Raw genomic sequence first — 19,441 nt, 5'->3', positions numbered from 1 at the left:
CCTTTATAAACTGAAATGCAATTTTGCTATTGTATCTAGCTGCTCTACTATTTCTGTAAATGGTAAATTCAAATCCAGAGTCCTGACTGTGATCTGGTTACCACTCATCTGATATACATTATTCGGATATATTTCTTCATCAGTCTTCGCATACAAAAGCATTCCTGAAACCGTATGGTCCTTCTCTCTCAATTCGTATTCCTTATTCTTCACATAAGTAAAAATCTGATAAAGGTTAGCCGAGTGAAGTGTATGCTTGTTAAACTGTACCTGCATACTATGCTCATAGTACTTTGCATCAATGATAAGAACTCTATCATCACGCTGGAGCATAATATCACTTTGCATCACTGGCAGCATAGAATTCTCGTCGTTGTCCAATTGCCACGGAATCCGTGATGCATTTGCCGTAATCTGATTTTTAAACTCTCTCCTGTAGTATTCCAGAATGAACTTTTCATACAATCGACACATACGCTGCTCATCCAGAAAATCCATCAGTTTGGTGCTTCCATCTGATTGAGTCTGCAACAGACCCTTTACTACTAAATAACATATCGAGATCAGCATACGATAGGTCTGATTGTTTCGATTGTACTGAACATTCCAATTTACCGTATACAAATCAATAAAATCCACCTCACTGAAATACAGCATTAACTTTCTAAGATTTTTCTTTCGCTGTTTCGATATATTCGAGCGCAGGAGGATTTCAATTGTAGATTTGATGATCCGATTCATGATACTGTTAACCGAAAACTCATCATATGTACAGATTAGCTGTTTCCGTAGCATTGACTGTGTCTTGATGGACTCTGCAATATCAATCTTTCCTCGCAGAGAAGAGAGCGCCTCCGTCTGCGGAATATATTCTTTACCCAGTCCTCGCTTTAGCTGAATTGCGATACCTTTTTCCAAGATAGCCGCCATCAGCTCAGCAGTATTATTAAATTGTTCTGTGGCTATATTCTTATAACCTTGCTCATTCAATATCTGAAATGCATAGGACAGCATATAATAGATGTTTTGAATCGGTATCACTTAATCGTACTCCTTAGATTTTCGCTCCAATCTTTCACCTTCATAGGTTCATCAAACCAATATTCTTTCAACAAAGGTATCAACTCATATTCTACAACACCATAAAGCCAACTATCGTCAATTGTATCAGGTTGTAAATTGCAGAAGTAGCTGTGACCAATGCAGAACCCTTCGCCCAGAGATTCGTCGACAGAAATCTCTCTATTTAAACTCTCGACGCAACTGATCAGTTTGTTGAACTTCTCATTATCTAATGCCATACGATACTCACGGAACCCCGGAGTCTCAAACCCTGGCTTGATATCAAAGAAAGCAAACCTTCTACGAAGTGCATAATCCAGCATAGCAAGGCTTCTGTCTGCAGTATTCATCATACCAATAATATAGACATTCTTCGGAACTGCAAACTTTTCATCCGAATACAGAAGCTGCAGCGCATTTCCTCGTTTATCATTTTCAATCAGCATAAACAGCTCACCGAAAATCTTACTCAGATTTCCACGATTGATTTCATCTATAATAAAGAAATACTCGTTATCACTGTCTATCTCAGCCTTCTTACAGAAGTTATAGAATGCACCTTTCTTCAGTTCAAATCCTGTAGCAGATGGACGAAAACCCATAATGAAATCTTCATAGGAATAACTCTGATGGAACTGCACCATCATCACACGCTCTACATCTTTTACACCCATCATGGAATATGCCAAGCGCTTAGCAGCATAAGTTTTTCCCACCCCTGGAGCGCCCTGCAAAATAATGTTTTTCTTGTTTCTAAGCAAGCCAACTAATCTGGAATAGTCTTCTTCAGACATATAGACATCATCTAGGAAATTCTCCGCTGTGTACTCTGAATAGGTAACTTCCTGCTCGTCGTCAACTATATCATCGTCTTCAAATAAGTCTTTGATTTCCTGCACAAAATCACTATATGGAGTAATATCAGTCAAAGTTTTCTGCGGTGCCTGATGGTTAATTGTCCAATTACCCTTATTGGTCCAGTTAACTTTTCTGACATTTGAATACTCATCTGCACGATCAGCATCGTATTCGTAGTCAGACTCAACGATTCCTTTACCAAGAATGCCATTGTTGTCTTTCTTCACAAATACAACATCGCCAACCCTTATATCATGGACGAACTGCCATGTAGCATGAGCTGAATTCTTATAAGAGCTACTATTGCCATATTCCTGCTTCATCTGCTGTTTCATTTCATCTTTAGAGCTGAATACTCCAAGATCTCCAATTTCTCCCCAGCCCAACAGCATATAGCCATTCTTATAGCACTCTTCCCATTTATCAGCACCTTGCCCCGGAGCATAGAGCCAATAACGAACGGTATCGATATCGTTGTCTGCAAGAGCATCGCTATCATTCGTTTTATTGCTCTTTGCATCAGAGACGCCTTTTTTGAAAATATCTGATGCCATCTCCGCTGTTAATTCCACTGTCTTTCCTGCCTCGGTAAGTGTCCACACGCCTCTAACGCTCTTATCGATATAGCCCGCTCCGACGAGATAATTTCTTGCAAAAGCAACTTCATTTTCAAATTTGTTAACTTGTGTTTTGCCTCTGGTTTCATTTACTACCTCGTCCGACAAGTGCTCGTTTTCTATGATTTTCTTTCTTGCCTCTGCTGGTGTCACAGATCCTCCCAGATCACGCAGCGCCTGTAATAATGGCATAAACCATTTGAGAAATTCTGCTTTGGAAGTCTTTTTGCCTTTTTCAACAGACTTCTCTTGATTTACTTTCTCAGAGACAATCCATGCTGTATAGGATAAATCCGGGAAGCTCTTGTAATCATATTGACCCGCATCCAGAACTTTTTTACACAGATCCTTTATTTCAAGATAATCTGCTGCATATGGAACTTTCTTCAACTTCTTCTCAGTGGCCACAACAAATTCACCCGGCATATTCTGAGCATTAGCTATAAACCAGCGATTTCTGGAATCCAGGTTGATAAATGAATAAGGACGAATCCAATACAGGCCCATCGTAATATTCCAGCGAATGCAAAGCTGATCATGTACCATATCATAAACGTCAGAAAATTTCCGGCGGTTATCTGCTGTGTCATTATCGGCAAGTACAAGAGCAGTTTCAAACAATCTCCACAGATTATCAATATCACCTGCTTTTCTATCATCTTTAAATCCATAGAATGTTGCTTTCAGATTATTGAGAACCGGAATTCCATCAAAATTGCTCGGAACATTTGTAGCAATCCCAAACTCTGATGCTATCCCATTAAGAATAGCAATTCTATTAGCATTTGTTATTCCCTTGTTGAATGTGCCAAAGATGGTGAACGGATCAACATCAATAATCTCATCGTCACTTTCAAGTTTCGGAACACTAATTCCAGCTGCGTCATACACCGCATATATTTTCTGAATAAGGGTCTTTCTATCAGTTTTAAAAGGAAGAAGTTTAGTAGCAAACTCTGTGTAAAAATCTATCCAATCGTATTGCATTTAATAAAGTGCCTCCTTATGCATTATCCCATTTTTGAACTACCAAGTGGCTCAAATCCACAAGATTCTAACATCTCATTAACCTCATATATGCTATTCTCGGCACATGAGCTTAATACGCATCTATAAGCATTATTTTGTGGATTAGTTGGCCTTATATTGAAATCGGTTTTCCCGACTAACATTTCTGCTTCAGGCACTGAAAGCTGTAATCCGTAACACAATCCCAAAACCGTTTGAACTGTTGTGGGATATTCTTCCTCATTTCTTAATCTCTGTATTGTACGTTCACCCACCAATGAGGCATCTGCTAGTTTCTTATTAGAAAGCTTTTTCTCTTTCATAAGCTGTACCAATGTTTCAGAGAAGGCTCCCGGATATAATTTCATTGCATCAGCGCTTCGACTTGCTCTCTGGATTTGAGATAACAATGTTCTGTTGTGAGCATTCATCTCAAATGAGTATTCTTGTGCTGCCACCTGACTCGGCATCTTGTACATCATTTGGACATAGTATTTTTGTCCCTGATACTTCGACTGATAACTATATCCCTTATCAAAAGCAAGACAGCATTCATCCATGTGAGATAAAGCATACTGTGTAAGTTTTACTCGCCCCTCTGAATGTATGATATACTTCTCATCATCAAGGCAAACATGGCCCTCAACATAAACAAACTTTCCTGTATCAATGGCTTTTCTAAAGTCTTTATTTAAACAATACGCCTTAAATAAATCAGCTGAAGATATTGTGAACGATTGATTATCCGTCATGGCTGATGCATCAAATGAAAATGGAGTAACATATTGTCCATTAACATATGTAAATGCACCATCAACTTTTGCAAAGCCCATTTCTCTTATTCGCATCTTAACTGCCTGTTTTGATAATCCATAGAAATCAGCTAATTCTGAAATCATTTCCTCGATTTGATAACCATCCGTACCATCAAAATGAATGTGGTATTTTTCTACGAGTTCTGAAATTTTTATTTTTGCTGTATTTGTTGGCATCAAGATATGTGGAGCAACTCCATTAGCTTGCCACTCCATCCAATCCACAGCCTTCCACTTTTCTGAATCTTTTGCATTGCTACCTATAGAACACTGTATTATTTTCCCTAATTCATCATTTGCTCCAAGCATCTTCATCAAAGCATGATACGGTTGATGCCTATACCAATGGAAGCACTCATGCGCAATGGTAAAGTTCACAGTACCTAATGTTCGTTCATAATATACACGAGGATCTATCAAAACTGTTCCACGTTTGGCATTTCTGATAACAATGTTCTTGTTTTTATCCTTAATATTGCCGTCTTCAAAAACAACCAAACCAAAAATATCAAGTTCTGATGAAAGCAACGAATCTTCTATAATCGAAAGACCCATATCATCTGCAATTTTTCTAATAGGAACAGCTACCGGTTCCTGTAAAGCCAAAGGATAATATTTCTCCAGGAATTTTGTAGCTTCATTTTCAAAAGCATCTCTTGCAATAATCGGTACCAATTCACCGGAATACTTGTCATTATCTGAATCTTCCTGTTGCTCACATTCATTAATATTTATAATTTCAAAATCTGTTAGTTCCACGCCTAAAAGAACTTTACACCTTACATCAATCCATTTTTCAGTAAACGAAACCCTGCCCGTTGAAGATATAGAATGTTCGATATCACAACTAACGATTACAGAAAAGCTAATCGCACCATCATCTACCTGTTCAATATGGACTACATTTTGGATTTCAATGTCTGATAGTGTAGCTTTATTCTCTTTCACTTTTTCCGTCATATAATCAAGAACAGCGTCTTTTATCTCATCATATCTTCTTTGGTCGATCAATTTTTGCAAAGGACTCTCATCCTGAGCATCATAATAGTCTAGTCTTGAATCATTCAATTCTTTTCGTACTGCTCTCCAGTTTTTCATATACATGTCCATATATGCAATAAATGTCGAATTATGTGTACGTTCCCTCAGATGAATCAATTCATGTAAAATAACATATTCTAAACATTCAATAGGTTTCTGGGCCAACTGTAGATTAAACCACAGCTTCTTTTTTTCAGTGTTGCAGGTTCCCCAACGCGTAACCATATATTTTGTTTGCCACGACTCACAGTGAAGCTCAGTAATTTGTTCCCATTTAGGAAGAAGTCTTTCTATCTCAACTTTTAGTAAGCTACGATACTGTTCACGCACATAGTTTTCTCGTTGCTTAACCGTACTATCTTCTCTCATTGAGAGAATTACTTTATCTCCTTGAATTTCAAAGCTGTTCTTTTGAGCATCTGGTACAAAGGATAAGTAATACTGTTTGCCCCAGATGTACATAGTTTCACCGCTAACATACTGTCGCTTAGCACTTCTTGGTTGTTGCTGGAACTTCTCAATTTGTTTTTTTATCCAACTGAGATTGGTTCGAGCATACACCTCGATTGCCTTATCATCCATTGATAATGGTGCCGAAATAACAACATGTCCATCAGGCGGTTTTATCTGAAGGTGCATATTCTTAATATTCTTTTTTTGAATATCAATCGGTATGCCCGAAATCACAATTCTCATCTATTAATATTCCTCCTGCTTCTCAATAATCTTATACAGACGTTCAACCTCTGCATCATCATTGAGAATTGCAAACAACGCTCTCTTGATTCTTCTTTCCTTGATTGAATCCCCACGAAAACCACTCATTTTACTATCCATAACAGCTTTATGAAGTTCAATAGCCAACACTTCATCCCCGCCTACATTATCATATAATGCTTGCATGGCCTTACTATGTCTCACGCTTTCAGGATAGTCTTCATTTTCTTCCGGATGGTCAACATTCTTTGCGAGTTTAATATATTCATCAAGCAGTTCCTTATAGGACAAAACGCCCTTCTGTCTATCTTGAATCAGTTTATCCAAAATCGCTGACATCTTTTCATAGTATTTTGGATTTACAGTTACCTTTTCTACCATTTTACGACGGATATTGTTTTCAATTGCTTCCGCCGCACCTTCTTTCTGACCAGAAGGCGTATCTTCTCCGGTCATCGTTTCACCTTGATCCATTACGAAATCGAGAAGCGTTAGGTCATCAAATTCACCAATTTTGATACTATCAGAAGCCATGATGTAATTATCAATAAGTTTTCGCATATCCGGTTCATATGCCTTAAAATCTAAGAAGTCGCCGCTCTTATTTCCAATAGTTTGCTTTAACTCAATATAGAAATGTACTTTATTCTCATAAGCATTAAGTTCTGTTGCAGAACAAATATTAACCATATACTGCTTTGCTTCAGCATAAGCACGAACTAGACTGCTTACGAGTTTATATAATTTTTCACGAAGGCGAGCATAGATTTCATCCATGTCTTCGCTCATGCCGGAAACGCCGCAGAAATAGTGAAGATACTGCAAATCTTCTCTCGGAGCTTCGACACCCTCACATAATTCTTCTAGCTCTTCGTAAATATCTTTGAAATGTTTAACAGCCTCATCACCTCTGTCTTTAAGAAGTCCATCTACATCTTCAGGTGCATAGTTCTCAAATGCTCCAGATGTGTACTTATCCATAGCATTTTTTAAATTTCCAAAAAGCTGCTTGTAATCCACAATATAACCAAATTCCTTGGTATCACCATCCAGTCTATTTACACGACAGATCGCTTGGAATAAACCGTGGTCTTGCATGCTCTTATCAATATAAAGATATGTACAAGGAGGTGCATCAAATCCTGTGAGAAGCTTATCAACTACAATAAGCAACTTCATATTTGCAGGTTCATTGACAAACTTTTCCTTTACCTCTTTCTCAAAATCTTCCACTTTCTTTTGAATTGAAACTTTCTCCGGAAGGTTGTCAGGGTCAAAGCCTAACATGCGAAGATAAATCTCGTATTTTTCAAAAGTCTCTGTTTCGTCATCAGCACTTACAGTGTCTGTTCTGAGGTCTCCTGCTTGTGGTGTGTAGGATGAAATGATTGCACATTTCTTAAACCCACGCTGCTGGAAGATTTCATAATACTTACATGCAGTATAAATAGAATCAGCTACAAGAATAGCATTTCCATTACCATCCATCAGACGAGGCTTCAAGTCGAAATCCTGAATGATGTCCCAAGCAACACGCTCAAGTCTTGAACGTGAGCTATAAATCTTCTGCATGCTTGCCCATTTCTCTTTCAGTTTTGCCTTTGCTCTGCTTGAAAGAGTACGAGTCTTAACATCAAACCACTGGTCAATTCTATCATGGGCTGTAATATCCTGCGGAATATCTCTATATTCATATCTCAAATCCAGTACAACACCATCTTTAACCGCTTCATTGTACTTATAGCTATGGATGTATGTTCCAAAAACTTCGATACTTGTCTTCTTATCTTTCTTTAATAATGGTGTACCAGTGAAACCAATAAAGATAGCTTCCGGCATAATTGCCTGCATTGCTGCATGTAATTTACCAGACTGAGTTCTGTGACACTCATCTACAAATACAAAAATTTTACCCTTAGCCTTAAAATCTGCAGGGAGTGCTTTTTTCAACGCATCAATATACTTATCATAATCAGATTCTGTGGCTTCACCACCACGACGGCCAAACTTATGCACCAATGAACACAACAATGAATCATCATAAGAATTTAATTTCTGAAGCAAGTCATCGCAACTCTTGGTTCTGGTAATCTTTTCATCAACACCGATATAAGTTTTTTCAATCTGTTCATCCAGCTCGTCTCGGTCTGTAACGATAAGCACACGAGGATTCTCTTCTTCACAATTTGCAAGAATCCATTTTGAAAGCCAGACCATAGTAAGTGTTTTTCCACTACCTTGAGTATGCCAAATAATACCGCCGCGCTGTTTTGCCAATCGCCTTTGTGTACGCTTGATACCATAGAACTGGTTGTATCGGCACACCTTCTTGATTCCCTTGTCATACACAACAAAGTTTTCAATAAGGTCAATAAAACGCTTTTTATCAAACATCTGGTAAATCTGCTGTAAAAGAAGGTTGTCCAGTTTTTCGCAATAAGCCATGATGCGTGCATCCTCTGGGTCACGCTCATCCTCATTTTCATGGAATCCATCCGGTTTCCATTCCATATAATATTTCTCTTTGGTCTGAATCGTTCCATATCGCAAACCTTCTATTTCATTACCGGCCATACAAAACTGCATCGTCGTAAAGAATGGAGCGATAAATCCATCTTTCTGATTTGTCAAATTCTGACGAATACCATTAGAAACAGATACACTACTTTTCTTCAATTCAATGACCGCCATCGCAATACCATTCACATAAATTACAAGGTCTGGTCTTTTTTCCTGACGACCAACTACTGTAACTTCCTCGGCAATCGCAAAGTCGTTATTTGTAGGTGTTTCCACATCCATGAAATAAACCGTCTTTGGTGCTCCATCGGCTGTTTCCTTTACCTTGGCACCATACTTCAAAAGAGAATAGACTCTATGATTTGCATCGTACAAACCATGTGTCATATCATCTGCTGCTTTTACCAGTTCAGAAACAGCTCCGTCAATCAATTTCTGGCTGTAACCGCTAAGGCGCAAGTACGCACGAAGACGGTCTTCACGGATGTTCTTGTTTGCGGCATCTTTTAAATTGCCTACGTATTCATAATCAAGGATATCTCTATCCTTAAAGAAGCTAACCACACGATCTTGGGTAGCTCTTTCTGTGTCGCCAATACTCATGCGTACATTCCTCCTAAACTAATCGTATTTTTCCTGTAAGCAAGTCGCTCATCATACCTTTTTTAATATTCGAATATTTATCACACTTACACTGATGAAGAGTGATGAGGTGGTCGAGATTGAAAAATGTATCCGCTATTTTTTCTTGTTCATTCAAATCTTTTGGCAATCTGATTTCAACTGATGCTAACGATTTTTGACTTACTCCCTTTGCTGTTCCACCGCTGGAAAGTGCTGTCAAATCTGCGAATACAGTTGGTGTTCTTAGAACAGTAGCTAGGAAGTTTTCTGTTATAAGCTTGTCTTTAACATCAAAGGCTATAGTTCTTTGACTAAGTATATAATGCCTATTATCAGGCACTTGAGCAACATTTCCCATAGGTGCCTCTGTGGTAAAAAGGACCTGCCCTTTATGTAATTCATTGCCAGTCATCCACTTATCGTACAGCTCCTGATTTCCATAATGAACATCCTGATTAAAGTCAATATATCCATTTTTAACGTTAAAAGCAGATAATGCCAAATAACCTTCTTCACTCCAATCCATCCCCAGTTTTTTTGGTGTTCTGCCTCTGAAATCGGTTATCTTTTGAATACAGTCAAGTAACTTACGCTGTTCCCAAGCTTCAGTAAATCCTGGCAAACGCATTTCTGGAACTGTGTCATCCTTTTGTGGAAACATTTTCGATAAACATCCATTTTTAACAAGCTTTATCTTATTTACAACTTTTGTTTCTGCTGTCATTAATAACTGTATTTTATTTAATGATTGTACTATTTTCTTCTGTTCATCAAATGGAGGTACCAATATCAGCGTCTCTGAAATAGCTCCTTTTGATATTGATGACACTTTTATACCTGTTATATATGGCAATATTTGATTGTGAAATAAATCGGAATTCATGTAATATCCTAACCACCCCGGAGCAAACTCACCTTTTTTCACTCTACATGGAATGGTATGAAGTCCTGCAACAAGTTTACTATCACCGAGATTCTGTACTTCAATAACTTTTCCAACAGTTTCGTCCTCTGCCGTATCTGCAACAACAATGTCACCGTCCTGAAGTAATTGAGTCGATGAGGATAACAGAGATAACTCATTTACGTATGGAATTTCTTCTTCGTTACAATCCAATACTTCCGGAAACTTTGTTAAAATATCACCATAATGAATATTTCTTACAGCACCACCACGATTGTTTAAATTTTCACGTGACAAAGTATTATTGGATATCACCCTAAACGTTTCGTCAAATGTTTGGAGTTCCCAGTCTACTGGAATATCACCAATCTCCGTATGTTTTAATTCTCTTACCATTTGAAGCCCATCCTCTCCAGATGACTCTTGACCTTTGCCTCATAGTCAGCAGTCTGCTTCATAAGATCAGGAAGAGTATTTTCATAACGTTTAGAAAGTTCAATAATGCGGTCTGCAAGCTGATGGGAGATTGCTGCATACAAATCATTAATACCTGTACCGATGGTGTAATACCATTTTTTATTTACCAGTAAATCTATGATTTCATCGTCTGTTAAAGTTGCATATCTCTCACGAGCCTTCTCGTCAAGTTCTTTATCCATCTCCTTGATAAGCTTTGTTGATCCTTCGGACTTCTTAGCTAATTCAAACGCAGCTTTCAACTCTGCATAATCATCTGCATATGCTTCCGGAGCTGGTGCTTCTGCGCGTGCCATTGCCAATGCATATGCAACGGATGTCTTTGTCACAGTACCTTTTTCTGTATAAGCCACTTCGAGAATAATATTGTTACTAATATAATCCACATACTCCTTTTTCTTCATAGGAAGCATGCCCTGTAATTTGACTAGTCCATCAATCAGTGGAGTATGAACATGGCTCATGATTTCATCCATCTTTTCTTGGATATCCTTGCTCTTAACTTTTCCACCTTCAGCCACATCGGACAAAACGGAATCCTCTGCAGATTCTTCAACTAAAGACATAAGGCGAGAATCTGTTTCTACAACAAAATCAACAAGGTCATCCATCGCTTTTTTCTCTTCCGGGAAAAGTTCGGAAATAATAAGCGCTTTGGGAATAAGTTTTCCTTCCCATCCTGCAACTTTCAATTCCGGATTCCCATCATCATCTTTTTTCTTTGTTTCTTTCATAATGTTTTCTGTTTCTCTTGCAACGCCATAACCAGCTTCGTCGGAGATAATCATAGAAACATCATCACTAAGCACTTCATTCCAGTAAGCAAGAAGTACCTGATATACATCATATTTATTAATAAGTGAAAGGCTCTCAAACTCTTTCAATATAGCTTGAGCCAATTCAATAATCAGTTCTTTTGCAGACACGCCAGCCTTCAAATTCTTAAGTTTAGAATCTGCGTAAGACTTCCAACTTGCGAATGCTTCATCAATCATTTCTCCATAAACAGCAAATTCTGCGTTAGAGTATGTTGTCTGACGAATCACATCTTCTTCTACATTCAGCTTATAGTATCCTTCACTAAACACACCAAAAAGTTCATTCTTCAGAGTCGGGAATGCAGTCCAGAAACGTTCTAGTGCATCAATATCCGCTGCTGGTATACCACCATGAATATGCGCATAGATATCCTGAATATCTTCCGGGTCAGAAGAATCAATGTAGCGAGAAATATTTAAGTTGTACCCATTCTTTTCCTTAATTTCTTTGTTTGGTACAAAACGAGCATATTTAGGATCTGTTGTAATCTGCTCATTAAAAGTAGTTACAATACGATAAATATCCTGTTCACGGAGTCTGTTCTTGCTTCCATCTTTTACATAGCCCTTGCCTGCATCAATCATAAATATACCAGCGCGGTTTTCCGCACCTTCTTTATCAATTACGAGAATGCAAGCAGGAATACCCGTTCCGTAAAATAAGTTCGGAGGCAAGCTGATAATTCCTTTAATCCAGCCTTTATCAACAATTGTCTGTCTGATAGTTGCTTCAGCATTTCCTCTAAACAATACTCCATGAGGAAGAATTACTGCTGCTTTACCAGTAGACTTCAGGGTTTTCAAAATATGCATTAACCAAGCGTAATCACCATTCTTTTCAGGTGGTCTATCCCCATATCCAGAAAATCGCCCAAACTCTTTTAATCCATCGGACCAGTTTTTAAGAGAGAATGGAGGGTTTGCCACAATATAATCAAATCGCTCAAGTTCTGATGGGTTATCAGTTTTTATAAACTGAGGATCTGAGAATGTGTTTCCTGCCATAATTCTAATTGTAGCTTTGTTATGAAGAACCGCATTCATCTTTGCCAAACCAGCTGTAGAACCATCTTTTTCCTGACCATAGCCTGAAATTTCAAAAGGAGCTTCTACTAATGCTCTGATTAACAAAGATCCACTTCCACAAGCCGGATCACATACGGTTGCATCATGGTCTGTACACTTATCGATACCGATAATTTTTGCAAGAATTCGAGATACCTCTGCCGGAGTGTAGAATTGTCCCTTACTCTTTCCACTTTCAGACGCAAAGTTACGCATCAAATATTCGTAAGCGTCACCAATAATATCGTCGCCTTCTACTTTGTTCTTTGAAAAATCAAGTTCAGGACGCTGAAAAATTGCAATAAGCTTAGTAAGCTTATCAACCATCTCTTTGTCTTTACCTATTTTTGCTTCATCATTAAAATGAGCAATATCTATAACGCCCTTCAACCCTTCGTTTACTTCAGCTAGGCGAGCTATAATCTTATCTATACCTTCACCAATGTTCTTCTTATTTTTAAGTGCTATAAAGTCATCAAAAGAACAGCCTGTTCTTTTCTCGGGGTCAGGATTCGGATCATTTGCCTTATCAAAAACAGTCAAATCTCCGTATTTCTGTCCTTTGTATTTATCAGTTACATACTTCATAAATAAAAGTGTAAGTATGTAATCCTTATATTGTGATGCATCCATGCCTCCGCGCAATGCATCGCAGCTCGCCCAAAGGGAGCTATATAGCTCTGTTTTCTTTACTGCCATTGCCAGAATCTCCTTGTATTTTATTTACTGTCTCAATTACTCGATAGCGCTTTTTCCACTTTTAACCCACACATCAAGTTCAGAACATTTAAACTTCCATTGCTTCCCGATTTTGTGTGCTGGTATTCCTTTATCATTACGTATCCATCCTCGGAGCGTCACTGGCTTGACACCTAGGTATTCAGCAGCTTCTTCAATGTTTATCCATTTATCATTCAACTTATCTTCCATATTTCACCTCTCGAAGTTACGTATAGATATAATTATCCAATAATATTATAGTCATTTTCGCCAGCAAAAACAAGTAGTTTCTTGTTATTTGCTTATATTTGTTATTATTTTTCTTAGAAAATTTACTATTCGTTCATATTTGTTTTTTTGGTAGCCGGACATGTATATGTCCGGTCTTTTCTTTTGTAAATCCAGGATTTTCAATCATTATCCGTTCCATCAATCATCTCATTATTCCTAAAAACGGACATAGGCATGTCTGAGGTTTTTATTTTGAAATCTGGCATATTTAAGATAGTTATTAAAAACTCGTCTCGGACAAGACGTTAACCAGTCTGACTTCTTCATCAACTCACCATCTCCGTGGCCACGTGGTGTGTTCGTAGTTGATGAACAAGAGAACATATCAATAGAGTGCCAGCTTACGAACGGCTGGTCACCGGAAAGAAGCGGAGTTATCCGCATGAGGTGACCATCTTATGAAAAACACTGGCAGCCATAACAGTTATCTCCGCTTCAAATATGAAGCCAACGGAGGTAAAAATTATGGCAAACAAAGACAATCAGAGTAAACAGTATCGTATCTACGTCAAAGAATCAAAAAACTGGGTGGACGTAAACAAGGAGTTCTACACGAACTACTACCGTGAAATCAACACCTACCGTAAGCGTCAACAGGAACATGGTCGTTGTATCTGCCCTGCAAGCAAGCGCTACTTATGCGACATGGATTGCTTCACCTGTCCTTATGCCAAAGCTGGCGACCAGCTTTCCCTCGACAACACCGTGAATGACGGCGACGGAAACGAAAAGAGCTGGCTCGACGATGTTCCAGATGAATCTGCAGCTATCGCTGAAGTATTAGAGGATGCAGAACTTCTTCACGCTCTCTATGCAAAGTTGAACGAGCTGAACCCGGAAGGTCGTCTTATCTGCCAGCTTGTTATGGAAGGAAAATCGGAGCGTGACTGTGGCAAGGAAATGGGGCTCTCTCGCAATACCTTTGTATATCGTAGGGACAAGCTGTTCCAGAAGCTTCGCTCCGAGCTTAAGGACTACATCTAATATGAATGGTAGTCCTCTGATTTTTCAGGAGACGATTTTTCTTTTCAAAAAAATTTCTTATATTTTTCGGCCAAACGGCCATCTCACCTCCATTGAGTAGTGTAAGGCGAAACAAAGCGACCTACAGAAAGTGAGGTGAACATCGTGAATCGGACTTTTCACAACAGAAGCGGCACTGACGCAGAAATGATTGCAACTCTCACTGCAATCAGTCAGGTATCCGCAAGAATGGCGAAGAATCTCAGAATCATCGCCGCACACAGACAATCCGAGGAAGGAGGAACAGTAAATGTCAAAAATGAACGATATGGCTATGACCATCGAAGAACTGAGAAATGCTGCCACTGCTATTAACGATACAGCAAACTGGCTCGCACAGCAGTTTGGAGGAACACCTGAAACCGCTGAAAAAGCAGAAGTCCCTGCTGCTCCTGCGAAACCTGCACTGTCCCTTGAGGAGGTTCGAGCTGTTCTGGCTGATAAATCTCGTGCCGGACATACAGCTGAAATTCGAGAACTTCTTAAAAAGTACGGTGCAAGCAAGTTGTCACTCGTAGACCCAAAACATTATGAAGCCCTGCTTAGGGAAGCGGAGGTGCTCTAATATACCACCTAAAGGACATGCAATCCTCTCGGCATCCTCTTCTGACCGCTGGCTCCACTGCCCACCGTCAGCAAGGCTCTGCGAAACCTATGAGGATAAAGGCAGCAACTATGCTACAGAAGGCACAGATGCCCACTCCCTTTGTGAGTATAAGCTCCGAAAGGCACTCGGTATGGAAGCCACAGACCCTACCAAAAATCTCGACTGGTACAACGCTGAGATGGAGGATTGTGCTACCGGCTATGCCAGTTTCATCATGGAGCCTTTGGAAGAGGCCAAACAGACCTGCTCCTGCCCTGTTGTTCTGATTGAGCAGCGAGTGGACTTCTCCCGTTGGGTAGAACAAGGCTTCGGAACATCTGATGCCATTCTCATCAGCGACGGTACCATGCACGTAATTGACTACAAGCACGGTCTTGGAATTCTCGTATCCGCTGAAGACAATTCGCAGATGAAGTGTTACGCCCTTGGCGCTCTGGAGCTCTTCGATGACATCTATGATATCGATACGGTCAGCATGACCATCTACCAGCCCAGACGTCAGAACATTTCTACCTGCGAAGTCAGCAAGGATGACCTGTATCAATGGGCCGATGAAGTTCTGAAGCCTACCGCAGACCTTGCCTTTGCCGGTGATGAAAATTTCCTGTGTGGTGAATGGTGTGGATTCTGCAAGACAAAGCATGAATGCCGAGCCAGAGCTGAAGCCAATCTTCTACTCGCACAGCATGATTTCAAGCTGCCGCCACTGCTCACGGGTTCGGAAATCGAAGTCATCCTCTCCCGTGTCGACGAACTGATCTCTTGGGCAGGTGACATCAAGGAGTATGCCTCCAGCAGGCAATCAGCGGTAAAGAATGGACCGGCTGGAAGCTGATCGAGGGTCGCTCCAACCGCAGATACACCAGCGAAGATGCCGTGTCGAAAGCTGTAGAAGCTGCTGGTTTTGACCCTTATGAAAAGAAGCTGCTTGGCATCACAGCCATGCAAAAGCTGCTCGGTAAGTCTCGCTTCGAAGAGCTCCTTGCAGCCTATATTGAAAAGCCACAATGCAAACCTACTCTTGTGCCGGAGAGCGATAAGCGCCCGGCAATGAACACAGCAAAAAATGATTTTATGGAGGAATACGACAATGAGTAAGAATGTAAAAATGACAAATCCCATGAAGGTTATCACCGGTCCTAACACACGCTGGAGCTACGCCAACGTCTGGGAACCGAAGTCCATCAACGGTGGCACTCCGAAGTATAGTGTCAGCCTGATTATCCCGAAGTCCGACACAAAGACTGTCGCAAAGATTGAAGCTGCTATCGAGGCTGCATATCGTGAAGGTGAATCCAAGCTCAAAGGCAACGGCAAGTCTGTACCAGCTCTTTCCGTACTTAAGACTCCTCTTCGTGACGGAGATCTTGAAAGACCGGACGACCCTGCTTACGCTGGCAACTACTTTGTAAATGCCAATGCGACCTCTGCTCCGGGCATCGTAGATGCAGACCGCAATCCTATCCTCACTCGTTCTGAGGTTTACTCTGGAGTCTACGGTCGTGCCAGCATCAGCTTCTACGCTTTCAACAGCTCTGGTAATAAGGGCATCGCCTGTGGTCTTAACAATCTACAGAAGATTCGTGATGGCGAGCCTCTTGGTGGTAAAGCATCTGCTGAATCCGACTTTGCAACTGATGACGATGATGATTTTCTTGATTAATGGAGGTGACAAACTATGGAGACAATCATGATTAGTACAATCCTTGTAAACATCTGTATCGCCTGCTTCGCGTGTGTTGGTCTTACTACTGCAATCTCTATGATTCAGAGTATCATCAATGATCACAAACGCGAAAAGCGTGAACAGGAAAAGGACAAGCGTGATCTCGAATACCATGAAAAACGTATGAAGGACTTTAAGTAATCTATCAACCTGCTGGCGGTGGTTTTGCTGCCGCCAGCACATCTTTCGACAAAAGGAGACAATCTATGAATGAATTTGCGGAAATCTTAAATCTATTTATTGCTAACGTCATCGCATACACCTTTTTTGTAGCGGTATATGGCTTCATCATTTATAACGTAGGGAAAATTATTCTCTATCTTATCCGCTATGCGGTATACCACATCCGCCGTGACATCAATAAATACAAATCCAATAAAGATAAACAGTAACACGGCAGGCGGCAGGGATTTCTCTGCTGCCTGTTTTGTAGAAAGGACAATCTCATGAAAACACTTCGCTGGATGATGGACAACATCTATATCCGCACTGATCCAGCTGGCAATATAAAGGCAGGCAAAGAGAAAAATCCACAGAAAAAATCGACGGAGCTGTTGCCACCATCATGGGCCTTGACCGTTCGATCCGCTGTGGAAACAATACTGGTGCTTCTGTCTACGATGACAGAGGAATCTTATTCATATAAAAATGGAGCTCTTGTTTTTACACAAAAAGCTCCATTACTGTTTATTTATTTGAATTTATGATTTCCTTGATATCTCGACCACCGTAGAATATTCGTGCTACTGTAACTGTCCTTTTCTCGTCATCAACCAGATAATACACAATAAAGTTGTCTACCGGAAGCTGATGCATTTTCATCGAATGCCAAGGCTCCCAGTCAACTAACGCATAGCGAGCTGGCATGAAATCCAATGAACGAACCTCTTTTCGGATACGGCTCAGCTGAGCAGAAGCAGTCTCCGGAACAAGGAGTTCATTCGCAATGTACGAATAGATTTCACGTAAGTCATCAAGTGCATCTACAGAATAGCCGACTTTATAGCTATCTGTCATATGCCAAACTCCTTTGCAAGTGCCGCATCGACTTCATCTGCAGAATATACCTTTCCTGCTTTGATGGAATCAACACCCTTCTGGAGTTCTGCATCAAGCTGTTCTCTGGTCATTGCACCAACAGCTAATGGCTTAGAAGAAGGAAGTTTCAGTTCAAACGGCATACCCTTCTTCAGTACAATTTGACTATAAAGCATCTGAATTGCACTGGATGGAGAAATGCCAAGCTGAGAAAGAATACTCTCAGCATTATCCTTGAGATTAGTATCTATTCTTGCATAAACAGCGGATGTATTTGCCATAGTATCGCCTCCTTTTTCTTTATTATATTCGCTTTTGCTTGCAATTGCAAGCATTTGCATAGATCATTTTATGACGAAACTTTGAATTTTATACGCCCTTTGCGGCAGAAAGGAATATTTATGAGATTTTTATCAGGACTGTTTCACTCAAGAGACAAGCCCACCAACAGCACCAATGGCAATGCCTATCGCTTTCTCTTTGATGGAAGCAACTCCGGCAAAGCCGTCAATGAAAGAAGCGCCATGCAGATGACTGCAGTCTATGCCTGCGTCAGGATTCTTTCGAAGTCCATCGCTGGGCTTCCGGTCCATGTTTATAAGTATACTGACTCCGGTAGTAAAGAAAAGGCAATCAAGCATCCTCTGTATCGACTAATTCACGATGAGCCAAATCTGTGGATCGGCGATGCCATGCTCCAGAAAACCTACACAACTGACTTTCTGAACAAAATCAGAGTCAAAAACAACGGTCTCGTCCCTCAGTACTATGTAGAAGGTAACCACGAAACTATTATTCCGAAGGAAATCTACTTACAGGTTCAAAAAGAGTTGATCCGCAGGCGAGTAGTTAAAACCAGTGCCAACGGCAAGAAACGTAGCTACAGCTGCAATCACTGCTTCTCCCAAATCATCATCTGCGGAGAATGCGGCGAAATGTTCCGAAGGCCCCGCTGAAACAATCGTGAAGTTAAATCTATCGTCTGGCGCTGCATCAGCAGGCTGGAATCTACCGGATTGGAATGCCACGCCAGAACCATTAACGAACTGATCCTTCAGGATGCTGTCGTCAAGGCAATCAACCAGATGCTTGGAGACAAAAGTAGCTATCAGGCACAGCTACAGCTCAACATTGCCTCAGTCATCCGAGCTTCACAGGCGACCTCCGTTGAAAACATCGACGAGAAGCTAATGGCCTTGCAGCAGGAACTCATCCAGAAAGCCCAGAGCAAAGAAGCCTATGACGAAATTGCTGATGAAATATTCAGGCTTCGAAAACTGCGCCAGCAAACCACCGTCGACACTGCCGCAAGAGACGAGCAAATAAAGCGAATCAACGACCTGCAGGATTATATCGCACAGCAGACTACTCACCCCATCGAATTTGACGAATCGCTGGTGCGACGCTGGATCAAACAGATAACCATCTGGGACGACCACATCACTGTCGAACTAAAATCCGGTGTTAGTATTGATGTTGACGCATAAATCCCATAGACGCACGAAGGCTC

17 protein-coding genes and 2 pseudogenes are annotated in these 19,441 nt (G+C 40.4%); 10 read left to right on the top strand and 9 right to left on the bottom strand.

Going from position 1 to position 19,441, the window contains the following annotated elements:
- Window positions 1-3: 3 nt before the first annotated feature.
- From mcrC to LI112_RS06890, 7 genes are read right to left on the bottom strand one after another with little or no spacing between them, the layout of a single operon-like run.
- The gene (gene mcrC / locus LI112_RS06920) at window positions 4-1,041 is read right to left on the bottom strand and encodes a 5-methylcytosine-specific restriction endonuclease system specificity protein McrC (protein WP_227190407.1); all 1,038 of its coding nucleotides are present in this window, start codon (window positions 1,039-1,041) and stop codon (window positions 4-6) included.
- Entirely contained in the window at window positions 1,038-3,524 is a 2,487-nt protein-coding gene (locus LI112_RS06915; RefSeq protein WP_227190406.1) for an AAA family ATPase, read from the bottom strand. Before LI112_RS06915 ends, mcrC begins: the two co-directional genes overlap by 4 nt.
- A 23-nt stretch (window positions 3,525-3,547) precedes the next feature.
- Window positions 3,548-6,097, bottom strand: a complete 2,550-nt coding sequence (locus LI112_RS06910; RefSeq protein WP_227190405.1) for a YgjP-like metallopeptidase domain-containing protein — start codon at window positions 6,095-6,097, stop codon at window positions 3,548-3,550.
- A 3-nt stretch (window positions 6,098-6,100) separates the two neighbouring features.
- The gene (locus tag LI112_RS06905; RefSeq protein ID WP_227190404.1) at window positions 6,101-9,241 is read right to left on the bottom strand and encodes a type I restriction endonuclease subunit R; all 3,141 of its coding nucleotides are present in this window, start codon (window positions 9,239-9,241) and stop codon (window positions 6,101-6,103) included.
- Window positions 9,242-9,254: 13 nt separating this feature from the next.
- Complete coding sequence (locus tag LI112_RS06900; RefSeq protein ID WP_227190403.1) at window positions 9,255-10,562, bottom strand: restriction endonuclease subunit S; 1,308 nt, start codon at window positions 10,560-10,562, stop codon at window positions 9,255-9,257.
- The gene (locus LI112_RS06895) at window positions 10,556-13,225 is read right to left on the bottom strand and encodes a type I restriction-modification system subunit M (RefSeq protein ID WP_227190402.1); all 2,670 of its coding nucleotides are present in this window, start codon (window positions 13,223-13,225) and stop codon (window positions 10,556-10,558) included. The genes LI112_RS06900 and LI112_RS06895 overlap by 7 nt, the downstream gene beginning before the upstream one ends.
- Before the next feature lie 36 nt (window positions 13,226-13,261).
- Complete coding sequence (locus tag LI112_RS06890; protein ID WP_004851913.1) at window positions 13,262-13,456, bottom strand: helix-turn-helix domain-containing protein; 195 nt, start codon at window positions 13,454-13,456, stop codon at window positions 13,262-13,264.
- A gap of 546 nt (window positions 13,457-14,002) precedes the next feature.
- On the opposite strand from LI112_RS06890, the gene LI112_RS06885 reads away from it, so the two are divergent.
- From LI112_RS06885 to LI112_RS06850, 8 genes and pseudogenes are all read left to right on the top strand, one after another.
- On the top strand, window positions 14,003-14,521 hold the full coding sequence (locus tag LI112_RS06885) for an RNA polymerase sigma factor (RefSeq protein ID WP_227190401.1): 519 nt from the start codon (window positions 14,003-14,005) through the stop codon (window positions 14,519-14,521).
- Window positions 14,522-14,665: 144 nt separating this feature from the next.
- Entirely contained in the window at window positions 14,666-14,875 is a 210-nt protein-coding gene (locus LI112_RS06880) for a hypothetical protein (protein WP_227190400.1), read from the top strand.
- A complete protein-coding gene (locus tag LI112_RS06875) occupies window positions 14,811-15,125 on the top strand; it encodes a DNA ligase (protein ID WP_227190399.1) in 315 nt (104 codons plus the stop codon). The genes LI112_RS06880 and LI112_RS06875 overlap by 65 nt, the downstream gene beginning before the upstream one ends.
- 1 nt (window position 15,126) lies before the next feature.
- Window positions 15,127-16,265 (top strand): annotated as a pseudogene (locus LI112_RS06870) (DUF2800 domain-containing protein).
- The gene (locus LI112_RS06865) at window positions 16,258-16,830 is read left to right on the top strand and encodes a DUF2815 family protein (RefSeq protein ID WP_227190398.1); all 573 of its coding nucleotides are present in this window, start codon (window positions 16,258-16,260) and stop codon (window positions 16,828-16,830) included. The pseudogene LI112_RS06870 and the gene LI112_RS06865 overlap by 8 nt, the downstream one beginning before the upstream one ends.
- A 15-nt stretch (window positions 16,831-16,845) precedes the next feature.
- Complete coding sequence (locus LI112_RS06860) at window positions 16,846-17,034, top strand: hypothetical protein (RefSeq protein WP_227190397.1); 189 nt, start codon at window positions 16,846-16,848, stop codon at window positions 17,032-17,034.
- Window positions 17,035-17,099: 65 nt separating this feature from the next.
- On the top strand, window positions 17,100-17,285 hold the full coding sequence (locus tag LI112_RS06855) for a hypothetical protein (RefSeq protein WP_074748502.1): 186 nt from the start codon (window positions 17,100-17,102) through the stop codon (window positions 17,283-17,285).
- Window positions 17,286-17,348: 63 nt separating this feature from the next.
- Window positions 17,349-17,539, top strand: a pseudogene (locus LI112_RS06850) (terminase large subunit); the annotation flags it as partial.
- Between the two features lie 41 nt (window positions 17,540-17,580).
- On the opposite strand, the gene LI112_RS06845 reads toward LI112_RS06850, so the two are convergent.
- Window positions 17,581-17,910 carry a type II toxin-antitoxin system RelE/ParE family toxin gene (locus LI112_RS06845; protein ID WP_227190396.1) on the bottom strand — a complete coding sequence of 110 codons (330 nt, stop codon included), beginning with the start codon at window positions 17,908-17,910 and terminating at the stop codon, window positions 17,581-17,583.
- Window positions 17,907-18,212, bottom strand: a complete 306-nt coding sequence (locus LI112_RS06840; protein WP_009587702.1) for a type II toxin-antitoxin system RelB/DinJ family antitoxin — start codon at window positions 18,210-18,212, stop codon at window positions 17,907-17,909. Before LI112_RS06840 ends, LI112_RS06845 begins: the two co-directional genes overlap by 4 nt.
- A 120-nt stretch (window positions 18,213-18,332) precedes the next feature.
- On the opposite strand from LI112_RS06840, the gene LI112_RS18270 reads away from it, so the two are divergent.
- Together LI112_RS18270 and LI112_RS06830 are read left to right on the top strand one after the other, a co-directional pair.
- The gene (locus LI112_RS18270) at window positions 18,333-18,887 is read left to right on the top strand and encodes a phage portal protein (protein WP_304505509.1); all 555 of its coding nucleotides are present in this window, start codon (window positions 18,333-18,335) and stop codon (window positions 18,885-18,887) included.
- Between the two features lie 60 nt (window positions 18,888-18,947).
- Complete coding sequence (locus tag LI112_RS06830; RefSeq protein WP_227190395.1) at window positions 18,948-19,418, top strand: hypothetical protein; 471 nt, start codon at window positions 18,948-18,950, stop codon at window positions 19,416-19,418.
- Window positions 19,419-19,441: the final 23 nt, after the last annotated feature.

The organism is Blautia sp. 210820-DFI.6.14, from assembly GCF_020558815.1.
GTDB classification, from domain to species: Bacteria; Bacillota; Clostridia; order Lachnospirales; family Lachnospiraceae; genus Blautia_A; species Blautia_A obeum.
The sequence above is the reverse complement of the archived record's forward strand: the minus strand, read 5'-3'. Positions and strand labels throughout refer to the sequence as shown.